Origin of the sequence: Thiorhodococcus mannitoliphagus (assembly GCF_010915725.1) — a bacterium.
GTDB lineage: Bacteria > Pseudomonadota > Gammaproteobacteria > Chromatiales > Chromatiaceae > Thiorhodococcus > Thiorhodococcus mannitoliphagus.
Window position 1 is genome coordinate 1 of record NZ_JAAIJR010000062.1, and the last position, 17,763, is coordinate 17,763.

Consider the following 17,763-nt stretch of genomic DNA (forward strand, 5'->3'; position numbering starts at 1 on the left):
CGCCACGATCCCGGGCTTGTCCAACAACCGGTTCAGATCGTCGCTCGCTTCGCTCGGACGATCTAACCTTATTCGTTGGAAGAAGTATCGCCCGACCGAACTCAGAGAAGCAACCAAGGGGCGCTCCCTGGCGATACCGCAGGCGGCCGAGGACCACATCCTGGTCTCGATCATCCTTCGGTCCAAGCGCACGGCCAGTGGGAGCGGCGCCTTGCCGCGACGGTTGCGCGATCGCGGCGGGGCGCCGCTCCCACGTCGCCTTGCCTGAAGGATGCACGGTGTCGACGCAACCAACAGGACGATCCGATGATCAACGCCCACATCCTCGATCAGCCACCGGATCATAGATGTGATCGCTGTTCTTGCCAGCGCCTTTTTACCTCGTACATGGCGTTGTCGGCACGACGAATCAGCGTGTCCATGTCATCGGCATCATCGGGGAAGACCGCGATCCCCATGCTGACACCGACGTGACACAACCGCCCGCCCACGGACACCAGAGTCGGTCAAGGGACCAGATCAGGCAATCCCTATGGATGCAGAGCCGAATCAAGATCAGGGGAAGACGAATCTAACGAGCAGGCGAGCAGCTCGGACACCGCCTCCCCGGACGCCGGCCGGCCCAGTAAGTAGCCTTGCAGCAAGCCACAACCACGCTGGCGGAGAAACGCGAGCTGGCGCTCGTCCTCGACGCCCTCCGCGACCAGCTCGAGACCCAGGCTACGGGCCATCCCGATGATCGCCTCGACCAAAGACACGTCGTCGCTGCTATCGGGCAAGCCCTGCACGAAGGAACGATCGATCTTCAGCTCGTCGACGGGGAAACGCTTGAGATAGCCGAGGGAGGAATAGCCGGTTCCGAAATCGTCGACGGCGAGCCGAACCCCCAAATCCCGAAGCTCTTGCAGCCGGGTGCAGAATTCGGCGCGGCCGTCGAGCATCAGCCCCTCGGTGATCTCCAGCACCAGGCTGGTCGCCGCGACGTCGCTGGCCGCCAGGATGGATTCCACGTCCGCCGCGGTGAAGCCGAGTTCGAGCTGACGGGCGGAAACGTTGACCGCCAAGCCCAAGTGGGACCAGCCCATCCGCTGCCATGCGCTGAGCTGCCGGCAGGCGGTCTCGAGCACCCAGCGACCGAGCGGCTCGATCAGCCCGGTCTCCTCGGCCAGCGGAATGAAACGGTCCGGCGACACCATGCCATGCGTCGGATGATGCCAGCGTGCCAGGGCCTCGTAGTGGACCGGGCGGCGAGTCGCCGCGTCGACCACGGGCTGATAGTGGAGCACCAGCTCCTGCCGGTCGATGGCTCGGCGCAGCTCGTGCTCGAGTTCCGCCTTGGCACGGACCGAGCGCTGCATGCCGATGGTGAAGAATTGGTAGCGGTTGCGTCCCGCCTCTTTGGCGCGCGTCGTCGCCATGTCGGCATGCAGCAGCATGGCATCGGCAGTCTCGGCGTCCTCCGGGTAGAGGGCAATGCCGATGCTCGCACCGACATAGACCTCTCGGTCGGCCAGATGGAAGGGCTGGCCGATACGAGCGATGATCTTGTCAGCGACCGTGGCAACCTCCGCCCCGCTGCCCACCTCGGGCAAGAGGATCACGAAGGCATCGCCACCGAAACGCGCCAGGGTGTCGGCCTGCCGCACGCAGGCGTCGAGCCGCCTCGTCACCTTTTGCAACAGCTGGTCACCATTGACATGCCCGAAGGTCTCGTTGACCGACTTGAAGCGATCGAGGTCCACGAAGAGGACGGCCAAGGCGCGCTGCGCGCGCTGCGCGGCCGCGATGGCAAGCTCCAAGCGGTCCTGCAGGAGCGCGCGATTGGGCAGGCCGGTCAAGGCATCGTGGTTGGCCTGATAACGGATCTGCTGCTCGTCGCTCTTGCGCTGCGTCATATCGGAGAAGACGGCGACGAACTCCATCACGCGTCCGCAGTCATCCTTGGTGGCCACCACGGAGGTCAGCGCGGGGAAGACGCTGCCGTCCCTGCGCCGAGCCCAGATCTCGCCTGACCAGGAGCCCTGGCCCAAGAGCCGCTCCCAAAGCCGCCGATAGAAGCGTGCATTGTGCCGACCCGAGCTGAGGATCCTCGGGTCCTTGCACAGCACGTCCTCGGGCGCGTAGCCGGTCATGCGTGTGAACGCCGGATTCACCGTCTTGATGCGGTTGTCGGCGTCCGTGACCATGATGGCATCGGCCGTCGTCTCGAAGACCGTGGCGTTCATGCGCAGCTGGTCCTCGGCCCGCTTGCGCGCGGTGACATCTTCCTTGACGGCGACGAAGTGGGTCACGCGCCCGGCCTCATCCCGCACCGGCGAGATGGACGCCGACTCCCAAAAGATGCTGCCGTCCTTGCGCCTGTTGTGGAAGTGGCCGCGCCATTCGCGGCCGGCGGAGAGCGTCTCCCACAAGTCCCGATACTCCTCCTCGGACGTGTCGCCGGATTTCAGAAAGCTCGGCTTGCGGCCCAGAACTTCGTCGGCGCGATAACCGGTCACCTCCTCGAATCTCGGATTGACGTACTCGATGCTGCCCTGGGTGTCGGTGATCATCACCGAGGCCGGACTCTGCTCGAGGACCAGGGAGAGCTTGCGCAGCTCCAGCTCGCGGCGCTTCGCCTCGGTGATATCGAAGCGCACGCAGGCCATTCCACCCTCTGCGGTCTTGGAATCGCTGGCCAGATACCAGCGGCCATCCTCGAGATGCTCGAAATAGGTCTGGCTGGTCGCGGAGGCGCCCGTGGCGCCCGCTGCCGGTACTCTTTGGAGTCGCTCCAGGGTTTCACGCTCCAACTGCGCGTGGGCGACGCCCGGCTCGAGACTCTTGGCCAGCCAGAGGTAAAAATCGGCGAAACGCCGATTGCTGAGCAGCAGCCGCCCGCGCGAATCGAACAGCGCAAAGGCCTCGCCCAGGCTCTCCACGGCATCCCTGAGGCGGTTGCGCTCGCGCACCGCAAGGGCGCGCGTCTGCTCCAGGTGACGCAGCACCAGCGCCAAACCGAGCAGCAGCAGTAGCGTCAGCACGAACAGGATCCTGCTGAATTGCTCGGCACGGTGCGCAGCGCTGGCGCGATGGGCGGTGTAGAGCGTCTGCAGCCGCTCGAACCGCTCACCGCTCGGCATCGCGAGGTAGTCGTCACGCAAACGCCGCAGCTCCAGCAGCCCCGCGAGATTGGCGCGCATGTGACTCACCGTATTCTGCAGCATGGCCGCATCCGGCCCCTGCTCTGCGATGCGCGCGTCCAACCGCGAGAGCGTCTCGCGAATCGCCCTTTCATCGCTTTCGCTCGGGAAGAGATTGAGCAGGTACAGCCGATTCAGCAAGGTCAGAACGGTGCCCGCGGTCGGCGTGCCGCTGGCCGCCAGCTCCTCGACCGCCAGCGGAAGGTAGCTCAGGCCATTGCGCAGGAGCGCGGCCTGCAGCTTGATGCGCTCGACCAGCGCCTGCTTCCGGCCCAGGCTGCGCCAGTAAGCGTCGATGGCCTCATCGATCCCATCCGTGGTGCTGCCATAACGTCCGGCGCCGGGATCGCGGAAGCGTCGTCCCAGGGGCTCCAGCTTCTCCTGGACATCGGTCAGCGGGTCATACTGCGTCAGCAGGAAGGCGCTCACGCGCAAGAGGTCGCGGTCGAGCTGGGCCTCGAGTTCCTTGACCGCAAGCAGGTCCCGCGACCAGCCGAAATAGGCGTCATTGTCCAGGACTTGGGTCCGCGCAAAGAGCAGCAGCACGACCAGGATCGCCGTGGCTAACAAGAAGAGTTGGAAAAAGCTGCGACGCCGCCTCATGGGGTCAGCCTGGGATGCTCGCCGACCAGGGTCGTTAGAAATCGCTCGATCGCGGCGACATGCTCGTCGGAAATGGAGCGGCCCAGCTGATAGCGCGCCATCACCCGGATCGCCTCGGCAAGGGTTTCCGTGCTGCCGTCATGGAAATAGGGCGGATTGCGCACAGCCAATCGAAGACTGGGGACCTTGAACAAGTGACGATCTTCGTCGAGGCCGGTGATCGTGAAACGCCCGAGATCCGCTGGGGTGATCTCACCCCCGCGGTCAGCGAAATAGTCGCCCATCAGTCCCATGCGACCGTACATGTTGCCGCCGACGTTCGCGCCCTGATGGCAGCTGACACAGCCATAGGACTTGAAGAGGCGATAGCCGTCCAGCTCTGCTTCGTCAATGGCCTCGTCTTCGCCAGCGAGCCAGCGGTCGAAACGGGAGTTTGGCGTCACCAGTGAGCGCTCGAAGGCGGCGATTGCCGCCGTGACGGTCTCCGGCGTCGGCGCCTCATCGAAGACTGCATCGAAGTCGGCATTCAGCTTCGCGTCCGACCTCAACCCTTGAATGACCTTGGACCAACTGGAGCCCATGAAGGCCGGACTCGTCACCGCCAGGCCGACCATGGCCTCCAATGTCGGCGCGCGCCCGTTCCAGCCTTGAACGAAGCTCAGTCCACTGTTGTAGACCGTCGGCGTCTTGACGCTCCCCTGCGTTACTTCGGTGCCGCTCGGGTGCGTGCGCCCATCGGCGCCATGGCGGGCAAGATCGTGGCAAGACGCGCAGCTCATACGGCCATCACGCGACAGTCGGGGGTCGGCGAACAAACGCTCGCCGAGCGCGGCGGCACGCGCCTCGAGTGTCGCTGCCTCCGGGATGGGACGAATCGGCTCCAAGCGCACCTCGGCCCCGAGCATCTGGATCGGCGTCCCCGCTAGGGACACCGAGAGGAGGAAGGCGCCAGACGCCCGCGCCAGTCGGGATCCGTTCGCCTGGCGGGCAGCCGCACCAGGGGTGCCGCGGCAGCTGCGGTCGAAGCAACAGGCCCGAGGCGCCGGATGCACCAGGGAGCGGATCAGGGCGGCGCTCGGTCGAAACCTAGGCAGGGAGTGATCAGTCGGAGCCAAACGACTGTGCTTAAGGGACGGAATATCGATTACCTGAAGTTCTGGCCTTTTCGAGGGGGTTTGCCCACTTTGGTGCCAACACCACCCAAGCCGCATGCACCTAAGTCACTGTTGATGCGGGCATGCTCAGAACCGCGAAACTTCCGTGGATTACGCGATCTAGCCCAATGCAGAGTATTGAGTGTTTCGAGATGGGCATGAACGTTAGCAGTTTTTCGAGTGCGAGTATATGGCCCGAGGGCGGGCGAGCACGAGATGTCTTTGCGGATAATTGGTTGCGGCATGATGGCGAGAAATGACCTCAAGAAGTTGCTTGTGTCGGTCAGCTTCGGGAACCCCGGGTTGAGCGCAACAAGCGGTAGCCGTTGATGGAAATTCTACTGGTGGCCGGTCTGTGCCATGCTCAGTGGAGCGCAAGGTTGGAAGGCGATGGAGGCGCTTGGTCAGGCGAAGCTGGATTGGCGGCGCAAGGTTGCGCCCTTCGCCAATGGCCGATCTATGCGCGAGCGCATTGCCGCGGTGATCTCACGGCTGAGAGGCAGTCTGAAAATCAGCGCCGAGGCCCGGATGGCCGGGTGATCGGGTCGGCTTCAGTCGCCCACTCGCCCTAACCAAGGGCGACTGAAGTCGCTACACGTCTTGCAGACAGCTTCTGAGTCCGAAGACGTTTCACGCGTGCCCTTGCAGTTGGACGCGCCCCTTCGGCCGGGCATCCAAGCCGCGGGCCTGCTATGCCGCGGACAAGGTCGGGCGCATCATGCTTCAAACCCTCTACGAGCAGGGGCTGCGGCATGGTGTCGACTCCTTCAACGAGTGGGTCACGCTCAACCTCATCCACGACGGTCAGCGCTGCATGGGCGTCAACGCCTAGAGTCTGCGCACAGGCCGGCTCCACACCATTCAGAGGCTTTGATGCTTGCCTCGCCTCGGGGTAGCATCGGGACGACTCTTGCCAGATGTTCGACGATCGGTTCTATTTAGGAATCATGACCTGCGCCGAGCGCCAGACACGGCAGGACAGGCACGAATCATCATTCCCACACACCCAGGTGGGAGTGCCGCCCTCGGCGCGACGGGCGCGCGATCGCGGCGAGGCGCCGCTCGCAAGTCGCTTTACCTGTTGAGGATGCAGGGTGCCGACTCAACCGACTGGGCGATCCGACGATCAACGCCCACTTTACGAAACGAACCGAATGAGTACCAAATGACAAGGCAGATGTGGACCTTTGACCCGCAGTCAGGCGGCGTGAAGATTCCGCCGGCGATCCAACCCAGTATTCGTCAGCGGATCCTCGACCATGCCGAGAAGCATTACTCAGGCAAGTTCAATCGGATCGACGTCCGATTTCGCAGCCAATTCTGCTACATCGACGCCTACATCGAGCCATACGTCGCCCCCGACTTCGATCCGAAGGTATTCGGCCAAACCGCTGACGAGTATAGAGAGCGGCTACGCAACACACCGACACACCTTTGTCGCCTGCGTTATTTCGGCAACAAGGACCGCTGGACGATGGCGTTCTACACCTACAGTCACGACGCCTATGAGCCAAGCTTCTTCGACAACGGAACCTGGCATGGCACGCCGGAAGAGGCGTTCGACACCTCGTCCGTCTACTTGGAAAATTGAGCCCAATCGCCTGCGCGGCAGTGATCAACCTTCCGGCGCGCCGAGGTGGGAGCGCCGCCTCGGCGCGACACCCGGTCGCGGCGGGGCGCTGCTCCCACAAAGCAGCGGGCCCGACCGAATGGGCAAGGGCGAATGGGCAAGGGCGAATGACAGGGAGTCAACTCACGCCCCAACATCTCATTCCTCAACATCTCGATGCAGCAGGTCAAGCCATGAAACCATGCCGTGAGTGTCAGCACGAGATCAGCGAGAGCGCCATCACCTGCCCATCATGCGGCGCGCCCTATCCCGCGAGGCCCGCCTGGGACGGCTGGGGCTTCGAGTACAAATCGGAGGCCAGGGTCATGGGCCTGCCCCTGCTGCATATCTCCTTCAAGTTCCGCCCGAACAAGGTGCCCGTGCCGGCCGTCGGCTTCATCGCCATCGGCCAGTTCGGGGCAGGCATCATCACCATCGCTCAGTTCGGCATCGGTGTCTTCAGCCTCGGCCAGTTCACCTTGGCCGGCTACGCCGTCGCTCAGTTTGCGCTTGCCTACTCCTGCATCGCACAGATTGGGGTCTACGTCGACCGAGGCTTCGGGCAATTCGTGGTGCGCCTGAGCGACCTTTTGCCCGGCCTCCTCGGTGCCTAGGCCGACAAGCAAGGCAAGTTGATTCCGACTCCGAAAACACCGGCATGACCAACTACATCATCGCCCCGGCCATCATGACCGGGCTCGGCTTTTCCTTCGCCCTCATTCTGGCCGTCGCCTATCGCTACCTGAGAGTCGCCGAGGATCCTCGTGTCGATGAGGCCGAGACCTTGCTGCCGGGCTCCAACTGCGGCGCCTGCGGCGAGCCCGGCTGCCGGGCCTTCGCGGAGAAGCTGGTCGCTGGCCAAGTCTCGCCCGGGCACTGCACGGTCGCCAGTCCAGACATCGTCGATGCGGTCGCTGCGTTGCTGGACGTCGACCCCGGTGGGCGCGAGCGGCGCACCGCGCGGCTGCACTGTGCCGGTGGCAAGGCGCAGGCGTTCCAGATCGCGGAGTATCACGGGTTCGAGAGCTGTCGCGCGGCGTCCCTGGTCTCGGGTGGCGGCAAGGGCTGCGCCTGGGGCTGCCTTGGCCTGGCAGACTGCAGGACGTCATGCGATTTCGACGCCATCGAGATGAGCCCGAACGGCCTGCCCGTGGTTGATCCGGTCAAGTGCACGGCTTGCGGCGACTGTGTTGACGCCTGCCCTCGCGATCTCTTCGAACTGGTCCCCGAGAGTCATCACCTCTTCGTCCAATGCAGTACGCCGCTGGCGGGCGATATCGCGCTGTCCCTCTGCTCGGCCGCCTGCGATGCCTGCGGACGCTGCGCCGCGGATGCCGCACCCGGACTCATCCGCATGGAAGACAATCAGCCCAATATCGACTACTCGGCCGGTGGGCCGGCGCGCCCAGACGCAACCTTCCGCTGTCCGACAGGAGCCATCCAGTGGGTCACCGGGAAGCAGTTCCAGGAACAGCCGCGTCTTTCACCTCGGCATGGCAGCTGATCCAGCGTCAGAGCGGATCCCGCTGCCGCAAGGGCGCCAACCAGCGCGAGAGAATGGTAATGTTTAGAGATTCTATTGAACCCCCGCGTCTGATTCCTTTGTTGATCATGGATCCGTTCAGGTCGTTGACTATGTCGTGCCGTCCGGCTGGAGAAATCTTCTGATGTCCAGCTTCTCGAACAGCGCCTTGCGCTTGCTGCGGCGCGTGCTCGGCTCCCCTGCGCGCGTGGCGGGCCCTTACGCCGGGGAGCCGACGGCGCTCGACGGCAACACCGCGATCGCGGCAACAGAGGCAGCGATCAGCGAGGTCGCCGGCCTGGGCGCCTCTTTTCCTGCCGACACGGCTGATTTCGCCTGGCGCGCCGAGCAGCGCCGTCACGGCCGCAATCGGCTCGGCAGCGCGCTGAACACCTTGGGCGCGGAAGGCGCGCGCGGCGCGATCGCGAGTGCGCTGGGGGCGTCCCTGGGCGGGGCTCGCGCGACGGTCTTTCTATCATCAACCGATCTTGCCGCGGCCATGGACCAACTGCGGGCCGCTGCCGGCTATCGCGCCCCGCTGGTCCTGCATCTCGCCAATCGCGCCCTGTCCGGCCCGGCGCAGGTCACGGGCAGCGGCCACGAGGCCCTGCACATGGCCTGCGACAGCGGCTGTTTCGTACTGGTGGCCAGCAATGCCCAGGAAGCGGTGGACTTCAGCCTGATCGCGCGCCGCGTGTCGGAGCAAGTGCTGGTCCCGGGACTGGTCGCAATGGACGGCGAGCAAACGGCACTCGCCATGCAGGACGTGCGCCTGGCGCCCCGCGAGCTCATCACCCGGTTTGTCGGCAAGCCAGGCGATACCATCGAGGCATCCAGCGCGACTCAGCGCCTCGTCTTGGGCGAGCGACGCCGCCGCCTGCCGCGCCGCCATGATCCGGAACACCCCGTCCTGCTCGGCTCGACGCAGGCATCCGAGATCTGGGGTTTGGCCGCGGCGTCCAAGGCGGTCTTCGAGAGCGACGTCGCCGCAGCGCTTGGCCAGGCCATGGCCGATCTCGGCCGCGAGACCGGGCGTCGCCACGCCGCCGTCTCGGCCTATGGCGTCGAGGATGCCAGCCTGGTGCTCATGGTGCTCGGCGCGGCCGTGGAAACCGCGGAGGCGGCGGCCGACTGGTTGCGGCAGCATGAGCGCCTCAAGGTCGGTGTGCTCGGCCTGCGCCAGTTGGCCCCCTTCCCCGAGGATGCGCTGCTCGCCCATCTGAAGGCAGGTCAAGATGTCCTGGTGCTCGAACGGCTGGATGGGCCGCTCGGCCAGGAGCCACCACTGCTGCGTGAGCTGCGCGCCGCCTTGCATCGCGCGGCCGGAGCAGCACGGCGTGAACTCTCGGACCTCCGCCTGCTGCGCACTCAGCCCGTCATCTATGGGCTGGGCGGTCTGCCGTTGCGGGGCGCCGACCTCACCGCGCTCTGCCTGGCCGCCAAGAGACGTCAGCCGATTCCGCGCTATCTCGGCCTCGACTTCGCCCCCGCCACGAGCCCCTACCCAAAGCGTCAGATCCTGCTCGACCGCCTGAAGCGCGATCACCCAGACATCGGCAAGCTCGGACTGCGCTCCACTCGGCCCGAGCCGGACCTGCGCCCGGCACGCGCGCTCACGCTCGCCATCCATCGCCGGTCCGGGCAACGCGGTGAAGGTCTGGCGGCCGAGGCCTCGGCGCTCTTGTTCGCCCTGTTCGGCGGACGCCTGCGCAGCCGACCGGCACTCCCGGCGCAGCCCTGGGGTTCCTACTGCATCGACCGCCTGACCACTGGTCCCGATACCCTGCGCGATCCTGGCGCAATCCCGCCCGTGGATCTCTCGGTCTTGACGCTCGACGCCGCCGTGCAGGGCTCTGATCCACTGCTCCATCTCAGCCCGGAGGGCGTCCTGCTCATCCTCGGCCCGGCCGAGGACGGCATCCTCTGGCCGCGTCTCGACCCCGAACTGCAACAGGGGCTGCGACACCAGAAGACCGCCCTCTACGCCCTGACGCCTCCGCCTGGGGATCTCGATTCCGCGCTGCTCGGCGCCATCTGCGGTGTGCTCATCGAGCGCGGCTGGCTGGACAGCTCGACCCGCCGCGCCCAGTCCCTCTGGGAGACACAGCAAGCGGAGAGCCCAGATCCCAAGACCGCCGAATTCGCGGCCGGACTCAATGGTGTGCGTCGCGTCGACTACCTCCAGCTCCCCGATGCCCCGCGTCCCCCAGCCCCCATCGACGACCAGGCACCAACCGTGGTGCGCGCGCTCGGACATGGCGACGACGGCTACGACAGCTTGCCGCGTTTCTGGGACCAGGTCGGCGTGCTCTATCGCACCGGTCGACCCCATGAGCTGACGCCGGATCCCTATCTCGGGCTCGGCGCCATCCCGCCGCTGAGCGCGGCCTTCCGCGACCTCAGCGCGCAGCGCAGCCTCATGCCGGACCTCGATCCAGGACTCTGCACCGGCTGCGGTCAGTGCTGGAGCAGCTGCCCGGACAATGCCGTCGGCGCCGTCGCGGTGACGCCTCGCCGGTTGCTGGACGGCTTGATTGGCGCGACCAAGGCGACCGCCTTGCAGCCGCTTGCCGCCAAGCTGGCCGAGCGCATGGCCCAAGACTGCGCTGCGGAAGATGAGGCGTCCGCCAGGTCGCTCGGCGGTTTGCTCGACGAGGCACTGACCTGGCTCGGCGGCAAGATGCCGTTGCCGGCCGAACGCAAGGAGGCGGTGAGCGTCGACGCCGCGCGCCTCAAAGACGCTATCGGCAAGCTGCCGGTCGCCGTGACCGACCCCCTCTTCCGCGCCCCTGAATCCACGACGCGCGGCAGCGGCCGATTGCTCTTCATTGCCGTAGAGCCGGCCGCCTGCAAGGGCTGCGGCATCTGCGCCCGGGTCTGCGCGCCGGGCGCACTGAGCATGACCCATCAGGGTCCGGACCATGTCGAGCAGTCCAGGATGGTCCGTCGCGCCTGGGAACAGCTCCCCGACAGCGACGCCGAAACCATGGCGCTAGCGGCCGCATCCGCTATAGACGCCCTTGCCGCATGCCTCCTGAATCGCCGCACGGCGGGCAGCATGATCGGCGGAGACGGGGTGGAATCCGGCTCGGGCGCCAGACTCGCACTGAGGCTCGCGCTCGCGGTCGCGGAGGCTCATCAGGCGCCCGCTCGCGCGGCGCTCGTCAGCCAGGTTGCGGAGACGCGCGAGCGCATTGCGCGACTGATTCGCGGCATCCTCGCCGACGCGCTCCCGGCGGACGACCTGGACGCCTTGGCGCGCGGCCTGGCAAACGTCGGGACGCGCCCAACGGATCTCAGCACCGTCGTCGGTCTGGCAGAGGATCAGATCGGCAGCGCGCTTGACGTCGAGCGGCTCGGGCGCCTGGTTGAACTGGCGCGCCAGCTCGCACGCGACGAGGATCAACTCGCCGGCGGACGGCGCGGCCTGGGCCGGGCGACTGTCAGTCTGGTGCTGTCACCCGAGAACGCCGACGGCCTGGCCGGGGCCTTTCCGCAAAACGCCTTCCGCATCCCCGTCACCGTCGATCCCACCGGGGACGGGCCTCAGCTCGCCGCCGGTCTGCTCGAGGCCCAGCTGCGCCAGGCGACCGAGGGTCTCGGACTGCTGCGCAAGGCGCGCCTGGAGCTGGACAAGCCAGCGGATGCCAAGCGGCTGTGGTCCGAGCTGGACACACTGAGCTGGCAGGAGCTGAGCGCGGACGAGCGCGCCACCTGCCCGGCGCTGCTCCTGGTCGGCTGCAGCCGTATGCTCGCCGGACGCGGTCTGGCGCAGCTCATCTGGCTCCTCGGGAGCGGACTGCCGGTCAAGGTGATGGTGCTCTCGGAACTCGACCTGGGGCTGACCGACCGCGCTGGTATGGACTCACTGCCCGCGGCACTGCCGGATCCCGGCATCCAGCTCGCACAGCTGGCGCTGAGCCAGCCTCAGGTGTTCGTCGCCCAAACGTCGCTCGGGGCGCCTGAGCACCTGATGCGCAGTCTGCAAGAGGCCCTGGCGGCGCCAGGCCCGGCGCTGATCCATCTGCATGCGCCCAGCCCAGCACGCCATGGCTTCGCGACGGACCGCACACTGGACCAGGCGCGGCTGGCGGTGGAGACCCGGACCCTGCCGCTCTTCATCTATGACCCGCAGGCCGCAGGCGTCTTCGGCTCGCGGCTCGACCTGGCGGGTAATCCCGCGCCTCAGGCGACCTGGCCAAGCGCGGCAGGCGGGCCCGTCACACCCGCCGATTGGGCGGCAACAGAGAGGCGCTTCGCCGACTACCTCAGCCCGCTCGCCGAGGACAGCCCCAAGCCGATCCGACTGCCGGCCTATCTGGCGCTCCCGCCCGAGCATCGTCCGGGACAGACCCCCTTTATCAGCGTCGAGCGCCCGGATCGCGCCCCGGTCCGCTACGCGGTTGCGCCGGAGCTGGCGCGCCTGTGCGAGGAGCGCCGCGACTCTTGGCGTATCCTGCAAGAGCTTGCGGGTCTGGTCACGCCCTTCACGGCGCGCGTGCAGGAGGCCGCAGAAGCCGCCGTCGCTGCCGCGCACCAGGCCGAACTGACCGAGCAGGCCGCCCGCTATGAGCAGCAGCTCGCCGCGCTGCGGCAAACGTTCGAGCAGGAGATGCGGCAGGACATCCGTGAGCGGCTGATGACGCTGGCCGGGTATCATCGCCAGACCGATGACGCCCAGCAGAGACATTAAAGCAGGTCATGTTTCGACAGACGCCCTCGGCATCGCCCGTCGATCACGGGATGCGCCGGACTCTACCCAGCCTGGCAACTAACCACTAACCACTGACCACCGACCACCGACCACCGATGGTACCCTCGACTTGAAACATCGCGATCCCAAACTCCTCGTCCAGCCGGGACCGCTGCTGAAGCAGCCGCTCACCACGTCCATGGCCATGCGCGACGTCCTCATCGCGCTCGCTCCAGCGACGCTCGCGGGCATCTGGATGTTTGGGCTCGGCGCACTCCTCGTCCTGCTCGCCAGCATCGCGGGCGCCATGCTGACCGAGTGGACCTTCCTGCCGGAAGACAAGCGCCGCGATCAGCTCGCCAACGGCAGCGCACTGGTGACCGGACTGCTGCTCGGGCTGACGCTGCCGCCCGCACTGCCGCTCTGGATGGCCTTCCTCGGCGGTACCGTCAGCATCGGTCTCGGCAAGATCATTTGGGGCGGGCTGGGCTACAACCTCTTCAATCCGGCGCTGGTCGGCCGCGCCTTCCTGCTCGCGGCCTTTCCGGTCGCCATGACGACCTGGAGCGCCCAGACCGGCTCGACGGACTTCTTCCAGGTCGCAGCGTCCAATCTGGCCGCGCCCTTGATGCACCTCGACTATGACGGTGTTACCTCAGCGACGCCCTTGGGTCTCATGAAGTTCCAGCAGCAGTCGACGGCGCTCTGGGATCTCGTCATCGGCAAGACCTCCGGCTGTATCGGCGAGACCAGCGGGCTGTTGTTGATTCTCGGTGGTCTCTATCTCGCCTTCCGGCGTGATCTGGACTGGCGCATCCCGGTGTCCATCCTGATCACAGTCGCGGCCTTCGCCAGCCTGCTCTTCCTGATCGACCCCGACCGCTACCCGGGACCGCTCTTCTCGGTGTTCTCCGGAGGCCTGTTGATCGGCGCCTTTTACATGGCCAGTGACCCGGTGACCTCGCCGCTAACGCCCAAGGGCGCCTGGATCTTCGGCATCGGCATCGGTCTCCTGGTGATGCTCATCCGGGTCTTCGGCGGCTTTCCCGAGGGCGTCATGTACGCCATCCTGCTCATGAATGCGGCAACCCCATTGATCGACCGCTACACCCAGCCACGCGTCTTCGGCAAGGGCCTCAAGTCACCCCAGGGTGGACACCAATGAGCGCTGGATCAGATCAAGCAGCCAAGGCGTCCCATTGTCAGCGGACAGAGCCCAGCTCAACCCGGCTGGTCGCGACCCTGAGCATCGCGGGCCTGCTGTCCGGGCTCATCATCGTCTCGGTCTACGAGGCGACCCTGCCCACCATCACCGCCTATCAGGCCAAGATGCTGCGCGAGGCCGTGTTCAAGGTGCTCCCGGAGATCGACCACATCCAGCGCCTGGTTTACGCCGACGGCACTCTGGCCCCGAAGGATGCCGAGGAGCCCGACGACGAGGCGGTCTTCGGCGGCTATGACGCTCGAGGCGGGCTGGTCGGCTATGCCATCCCAAGCGCCGGTCCGGGTTTTCAGGACACCATTCACCTGCTCTATGGCTATGTGCCTGCAGCGCGCATGGTGACTGGCATGGAGATCTTGGAGAGCCGTGAGACGCCTGGCTTGGGCGACAAGATCTACAAGGATCAGTCCTTCGTCGACGAGTTCGCCCGGCTTGCCGTCGCCCCGGAGATCCGTGCCGTCAAGAAGGGCACCGCAACCGCGCCCAACGAGGTCGACGCCATCACGGGCGCAACCATCTCTTCCAAGGCAGTGGTGCGGATCATCAACGAGGGCAATCAGCGGTGGCTATCCAGGCTGCCAGCCTCAAGCGCTCAGCCGCAAGCTGAGCGCCGTGCAGTCCCTGAGCCCGAGCTTAGACAGCGTCCATCAACAACTTCCCCCCTTTCGCAAAGGGGGGCCAGGGGGGATTTCGGGCGGCATCGCTCGCATCGGGAAACAATTGATGGACACTTTCTTAGCGCTGCGAGCCCGCGTAAAGCCGCACCGCTGAATCCCGCACCGCATCCCGAATCCGAGCTACCCGCTGGAAGCCGGCCACTGGAGGCTGGAGGCTAACCCGATGCCCAAATCCCAACCCGACGCCTATCAAGAATTCATCAAGGGCCTCTGGCGCGAAAATCCGGTCTTCGCCCAGGTGCTCGGCATGTGTCCCATGCTGGCGGTGACCAACTCCGCTGTGAACGGCCTCGCCATGGGCGCCGCCACTTTCTTCGTCCTGGTCGCCTCCAGCCTCTTGGTCGCCACGCTCAAGCAGTGGATCCCGCGGCAGGTCCGCATCTCCAGCTACATCATCATCATCGCGACCTTCGTGACCGTCACCGACTACACGCTGCAGGCGCTGGTGCCGGCAATCCACAAGGAACTCGGTGCCTTCATCCCGCTGATCGTGGCGAACTGTCTGATTCTTGGCCGCCAGGAGGCCTTCGCATCGCGTCAGCCCGTGGGACTGGCCCTCGTGGACGCCCTGGGGATGGCCACCGGCTTCCTCTTCGCCCTGCTGGCGCTCGGCAGCGTGCGCGAGATCCTGGGCGAAGGCGCCCTCTTCGGCGTCGATCTCTTCGGACCTAACTTCGAGCCCTGGGTCATCATGGTCCTGCCGCCGGGCGGCTTCCTGACCCTGGGTTTGCTGCTGCTCTTCTTCAGCTGGCTTGCCGAGCGCCGCCAGAAGCTGGCCGAACGGCTGGCTGAGATGGAGGTCGAGGGATCGTGAACGAGTTGGTCTGGATCTTCATCAGCGCCTTGCTGGTGAACAACTTCGTGCTGGCCTACTTCCTCGGACTCTGTCCCTTCCTGGGCGTCTCCGGGCGTCTGGAGACGGCGCTGCGGCTGGGACTGGCGACCCTCTTCGTCATGCTGATCACCGCGCTCTGCTCCTGGCTGTTGAACACCTACGTGTTGATCTATGCGCCCTACCTGCGGCTCATCAGCTTCATCGTCGTCATCGCCAGCACGGTGCAGTTCATCGAGATGGTCATCAAGCGGGTCAGCCCCGGACTCTTCCGCGCCCTGGGCATCTTCCTACCACTCATCACCACCAACTGCGCCATCCTGGGTCTGGCCATCTTCGCGACCAACAAGGGTTACGGGCTCGTCGAGGGCATGACCTACGCCCTCGGCGCGGGTCTCGGCTTCACCCTGGCCCTGGTCCTCATGGCCGGGCTGCGCGAGGAGACCCAGATCGCACCCGTGCCCAGACTGCTGCGCGGCACGGCGCTCAACCTCATCATTGCCGGCATCCTCTCCATGGCCTTCATGGGCTTCGCCGGACTCTTCAGCGCGGCCTGAAGCATGCTCAGGCACCTCATCGCCATTGTCGGACTCGCCCTGCTCTGCGGCGCCTGGGTCGCCTTCCAGGGCTGGCTGAGGCGCGTCGACCCCAACGGCAGGCACATCGAATCGGGGGCCGGGGGATGCGGCGGGGGAGGGCATTGTCAGACGCCCGCGCCTGAGCGCAATGACAGCTCGCCTAGCATCGAGTTGCGTGCTGATTGAGCGTCGTCAGCGCCAAGGGCGAGGCTGCGGTCAGGCCGTCGCAGACGAAGGCGGAGCCAAGCAGCCTGAGGCCCCGTTGCCTCAGTCCGCTCGACGCTTGCCTTGGCGCAGATTGTCTTTTGCGGTGCGGATCAACTGCACGATGGGAATGCCCGAGGGACAGGAGAAGGTACAGGAGCCGCACTCCACGCACTCCATCACCTGGTAGGCCTTCATCTCATCGAAGAGCCGGGCCTTGGCGAGACGCGCGAGGCGGGATGGATTCAGGAAATAGGGACAGGCCTCGACGCAACGGCCGCAACGGATGCAGGGAGTCTCTTTGGGGCGGGCCGTTTCCTGCGCGGTAAAGGCGAGCAGCCCGGAGCTACCCTTGAGCATCGGGGCATCCAGGCTGGCGATGGGCGCGCCCATCATGGGGCCGCCCATGAGCACCTCCCGAGTCTCCTCCTTGAGTCCACCGCAAAAGCGCAACACCTCGCGCACCGGCGTGCCCAAGGGTACGATCAGGTTTGCCGGATAAGCAACGCCGGGGCCGGAGACGGTCACCACGCGCTCGATCAGGGGCATCCCCAGGTCGAAATAGTCCGCGATCGCGACCACGGTGCCGACGTTATTGACCAGGATCTCGAGATCCCGAGGCAGCAATCCGGAGGGAACCTCCTTGTTGTAGATCGACTTGATCAGCATCTTCTCGGCGCCCTGCGGATACTTGACCCGCAGCGGGACGACACGGATCGGCAAGTCACCCCTGAGGTGCTGTTGCAGCACCTCGATGGCGTCCCGCTTGTTCAGCTCGACGCCGATGGTCGCCTCTTCCGCTCCCAACTTCTGACGCATGATCTCGATGCCGCGGATCAGGGTCTCTGGCCGCTCCAGCATGAGCCGATGGTCGTTGGTCAGAAAGGGCTCGCATTCGGCCCCATTGATCAGCAGATGCCGAATGCGCTGCCCTTCGGGCAAGGAGAGCTTCACATGGGCGGGGAAGGCGGCACCGCCGAGACCGACGATGCCCGCCTGTTGAATCTCGCCAATGAAGGCGTCCATGGAGAGGGCCGCCCAGTCGATCGGCGGCTTGGGCGCCAAGCGCTGGGTCGAGTAGGGGTCGGCAGTAATCTCGATGGCCTGTGCAAAACGCCCATCGACGAAACGCTGGGGGCCGATGCTTCGCACCCAGCCGGTGACCGGGCTGTGCAAGGCCGTTGAGACGAAGGCGCCAGGCTCGGCGATGCATTCTCCGCGCTGCACCCGTTGACCCGGTACGACCATCGCCTTTGCGGGTGCGCCTAGGTTCTGGTGCAAGGGGATGACATAGCGGTCGACGAAGGGCATGCGCTGGATCGGCAGCTCCTGAGTGCGCTCCTTGTTCTCAGCCGGATGCACACCATGGGCGAAGCCTTGTTTGAAGAGCGCGCTTAGAGCATTCATTCGCGAGTCACCACAGCAAAGCGTGCCGTGCGGCGGTATCACGCACGGAAAAAAGGGATCGAACATCCAACTGTCCCTGC

At 65.7% G+C, this 17,763-nt stretch carries 16 protein-coding genes; 12 read left to right on the forward strand and 4 right to left on the reverse strand.

Annotation, left to right across the window (positions count from 1 at the left end):
- Positions 1-268 (forward strand): hypothetical protein (locus G3480_RS27905; protein WP_206171728.1); only part of this gene is annotated, 268 nt, incomplete at its 5' end.
- Positions 269-341: 73 nt separating this feature from the next.
- On the opposite strand, the gene G3480_RS15105 is transcribed toward G3480_RS27905, so the two are convergent.
- From G3480_RS15105 to G3480_RS15115, 3 genes are read right to left on the reverse strand one after another with little or no spacing between them, the layout of a single operon-like run.
- Positions 342-497 carry a diguanylate cyclase domain-containing protein gene (locus G3480_RS15105; RefSeq protein ID WP_338114149.1) on the reverse strand — a complete coding sequence of 52 codons (156 nt, stop codon included), beginning with the start codon at positions 495-497 and terminating at the stop codon, positions 342-344.
- A 33-nt stretch (positions 498-530) separates the two neighbouring features.
- Positions 531-3,785 carry an EAL domain-containing protein gene (locus tag G3480_RS15110; RefSeq protein WP_164654721.1) on the reverse strand — a complete coding sequence of 1,085 codons (3,255 nt, stop codon included), beginning with the start codon at positions 3,783-3,785 and terminating at the stop codon, positions 531-533.
- A complete protein-coding gene (locus tag G3480_RS15115) occupies positions 3,782-4,837 on the reverse strand; it encodes a cytochrome c peroxidase (RefSeq protein WP_206171729.1) in 1,056 nt (351 codons plus the stop codon). Before G3480_RS15115 ends, G3480_RS15110 begins: the two co-directional genes overlap by 4 nt.
- A 462-nt stretch (positions 4,838-5,299) precedes the next feature.
- On the opposite strand from G3480_RS15115, the gene G3480_RS15120 reads away from it, so the two are divergent.
- From G3480_RS15120 to G3480_RS15170, 11 genes are all read left to right on the forward strand, one after another.
- Entirely contained in the window at positions 5,300-5,479 is a 180-nt protein-coding gene (locus G3480_RS15120) for a transposase family protein (RefSeq protein WP_164654722.1), read from the forward strand.
- A 73-nt stretch (positions 5,480-5,552) separates the two neighbouring features.
- Positions 5,553-5,771 (forward strand): FAD-binding protein, encoded by a 219-nt coding sequence (locus G3480_RS15125; protein WP_164654743.1) that lies wholly within the window; start codon positions 5,553-5,555, stop codon positions 5,769-5,771.
- A gap of 345 nt (positions 5,772-6,116) precedes the next feature.
- A complete protein-coding gene (locus tag G3480_RS15130; RefSeq protein WP_164654723.1) occupies positions 6,117-6,530 on the forward strand; it encodes a hypothetical protein in 414 nt (137 codons plus the stop codon).
- 212 nt (positions 6,531-6,742) lie between these two features.
- Positions 6,743-7,162, forward strand: a complete 420-nt coding sequence (locus G3480_RS15135; protein ID WP_164654724.1) for a zinc ribbon domain-containing protein — start codon at positions 6,743-6,745, stop codon at positions 7,160-7,162.
- A gap of 44 nt (positions 7,163-7,206) precedes the next feature.
- On the forward strand, positions 7,207-8,052 hold the full coding sequence (locus G3480_RS15140) for an RnfABCDGE type electron transport complex subunit B (RefSeq protein ID WP_206171730.1): 846 nt from the start codon (positions 7,207-7,209) through the stop codon (positions 8,050-8,052).
- A gap of 163 nt (positions 8,053-8,215) precedes the next feature.
- Positions 8,216-12,763, forward strand: a complete 4,548-nt coding sequence (locus tag G3480_RS15145) for a 4Fe-4S binding protein (protein WP_164654725.1) — start codon at positions 8,216-8,218, stop codon at positions 12,761-12,763.
- 130 nt (positions 12,764-12,893) lie between these two features.
- Entirely contained in the window at positions 12,894-13,928 is a 1,035-nt protein-coding gene (locus G3480_RS15150) for an RnfABCDGE type electron transport complex subunit D (RefSeq protein WP_206171731.1), read from the forward strand.
- Positions 13,925-14,821 (forward strand): RnfABCDGE type electron transport complex subunit G, encoded by an 897-nt coding sequence (locus G3480_RS15155; protein ID WP_164654726.1) that lies wholly within the window; start codon positions 13,925-13,927, stop codon positions 14,819-14,821. The genes G3480_RS15150 and G3480_RS15155 overlap by 4 nt, the downstream gene beginning before the upstream one ends.
- 4 nt (positions 14,822-14,825) lie before the next feature.
- The gene (gene rsxE / locus G3480_RS15160) at positions 14,826-15,476 is read left to right on the forward strand and encodes an electron transport complex subunit RsxE (protein ID WP_164654727.1); all 651 of its coding nucleotides are present in this window, start codon (positions 14,826-14,828) and stop codon (positions 15,474-15,476) included.
- Positions 15,473-16,051 (forward strand): RnfABCDGE type electron transport complex subunit A, encoded by a 579-nt coding sequence (locus tag G3480_RS15165; protein WP_164654728.1) that lies wholly within the window; start codon positions 15,473-15,475, stop codon positions 16,049-16,051. Before rsxE ends, G3480_RS15165 begins: the two co-directional genes overlap by 4 nt.
- A 3-nt stretch (positions 16,052-16,054) precedes the next feature.
- Positions 16,055-16,258 (forward strand): hypothetical protein, encoded by a 204-nt coding sequence (locus tag G3480_RS15170; protein ID WP_164654729.1) that lies wholly within the window; start codon positions 16,055-16,057, stop codon positions 16,256-16,258.
- An 81-nt stretch (positions 16,259-16,339) separates the two neighbouring features.
- Here the strand turns inward: G3480_RS15170 and rsxC are convergent, their stop codons facing one another.
- The gene (gene rsxC, locus G3480_RS15175; RefSeq protein ID WP_164654730.1) at positions 16,340-17,683 is read right to left on the reverse strand and encodes an electron transport complex subunit RsxC; all 1,344 of its coding nucleotides are present in this window, start codon (positions 17,681-17,683) and stop codon (positions 16,340-16,342) included.
- Between the last annotated feature and the right edge of the window lie 80 nt (positions 17,684-17,763).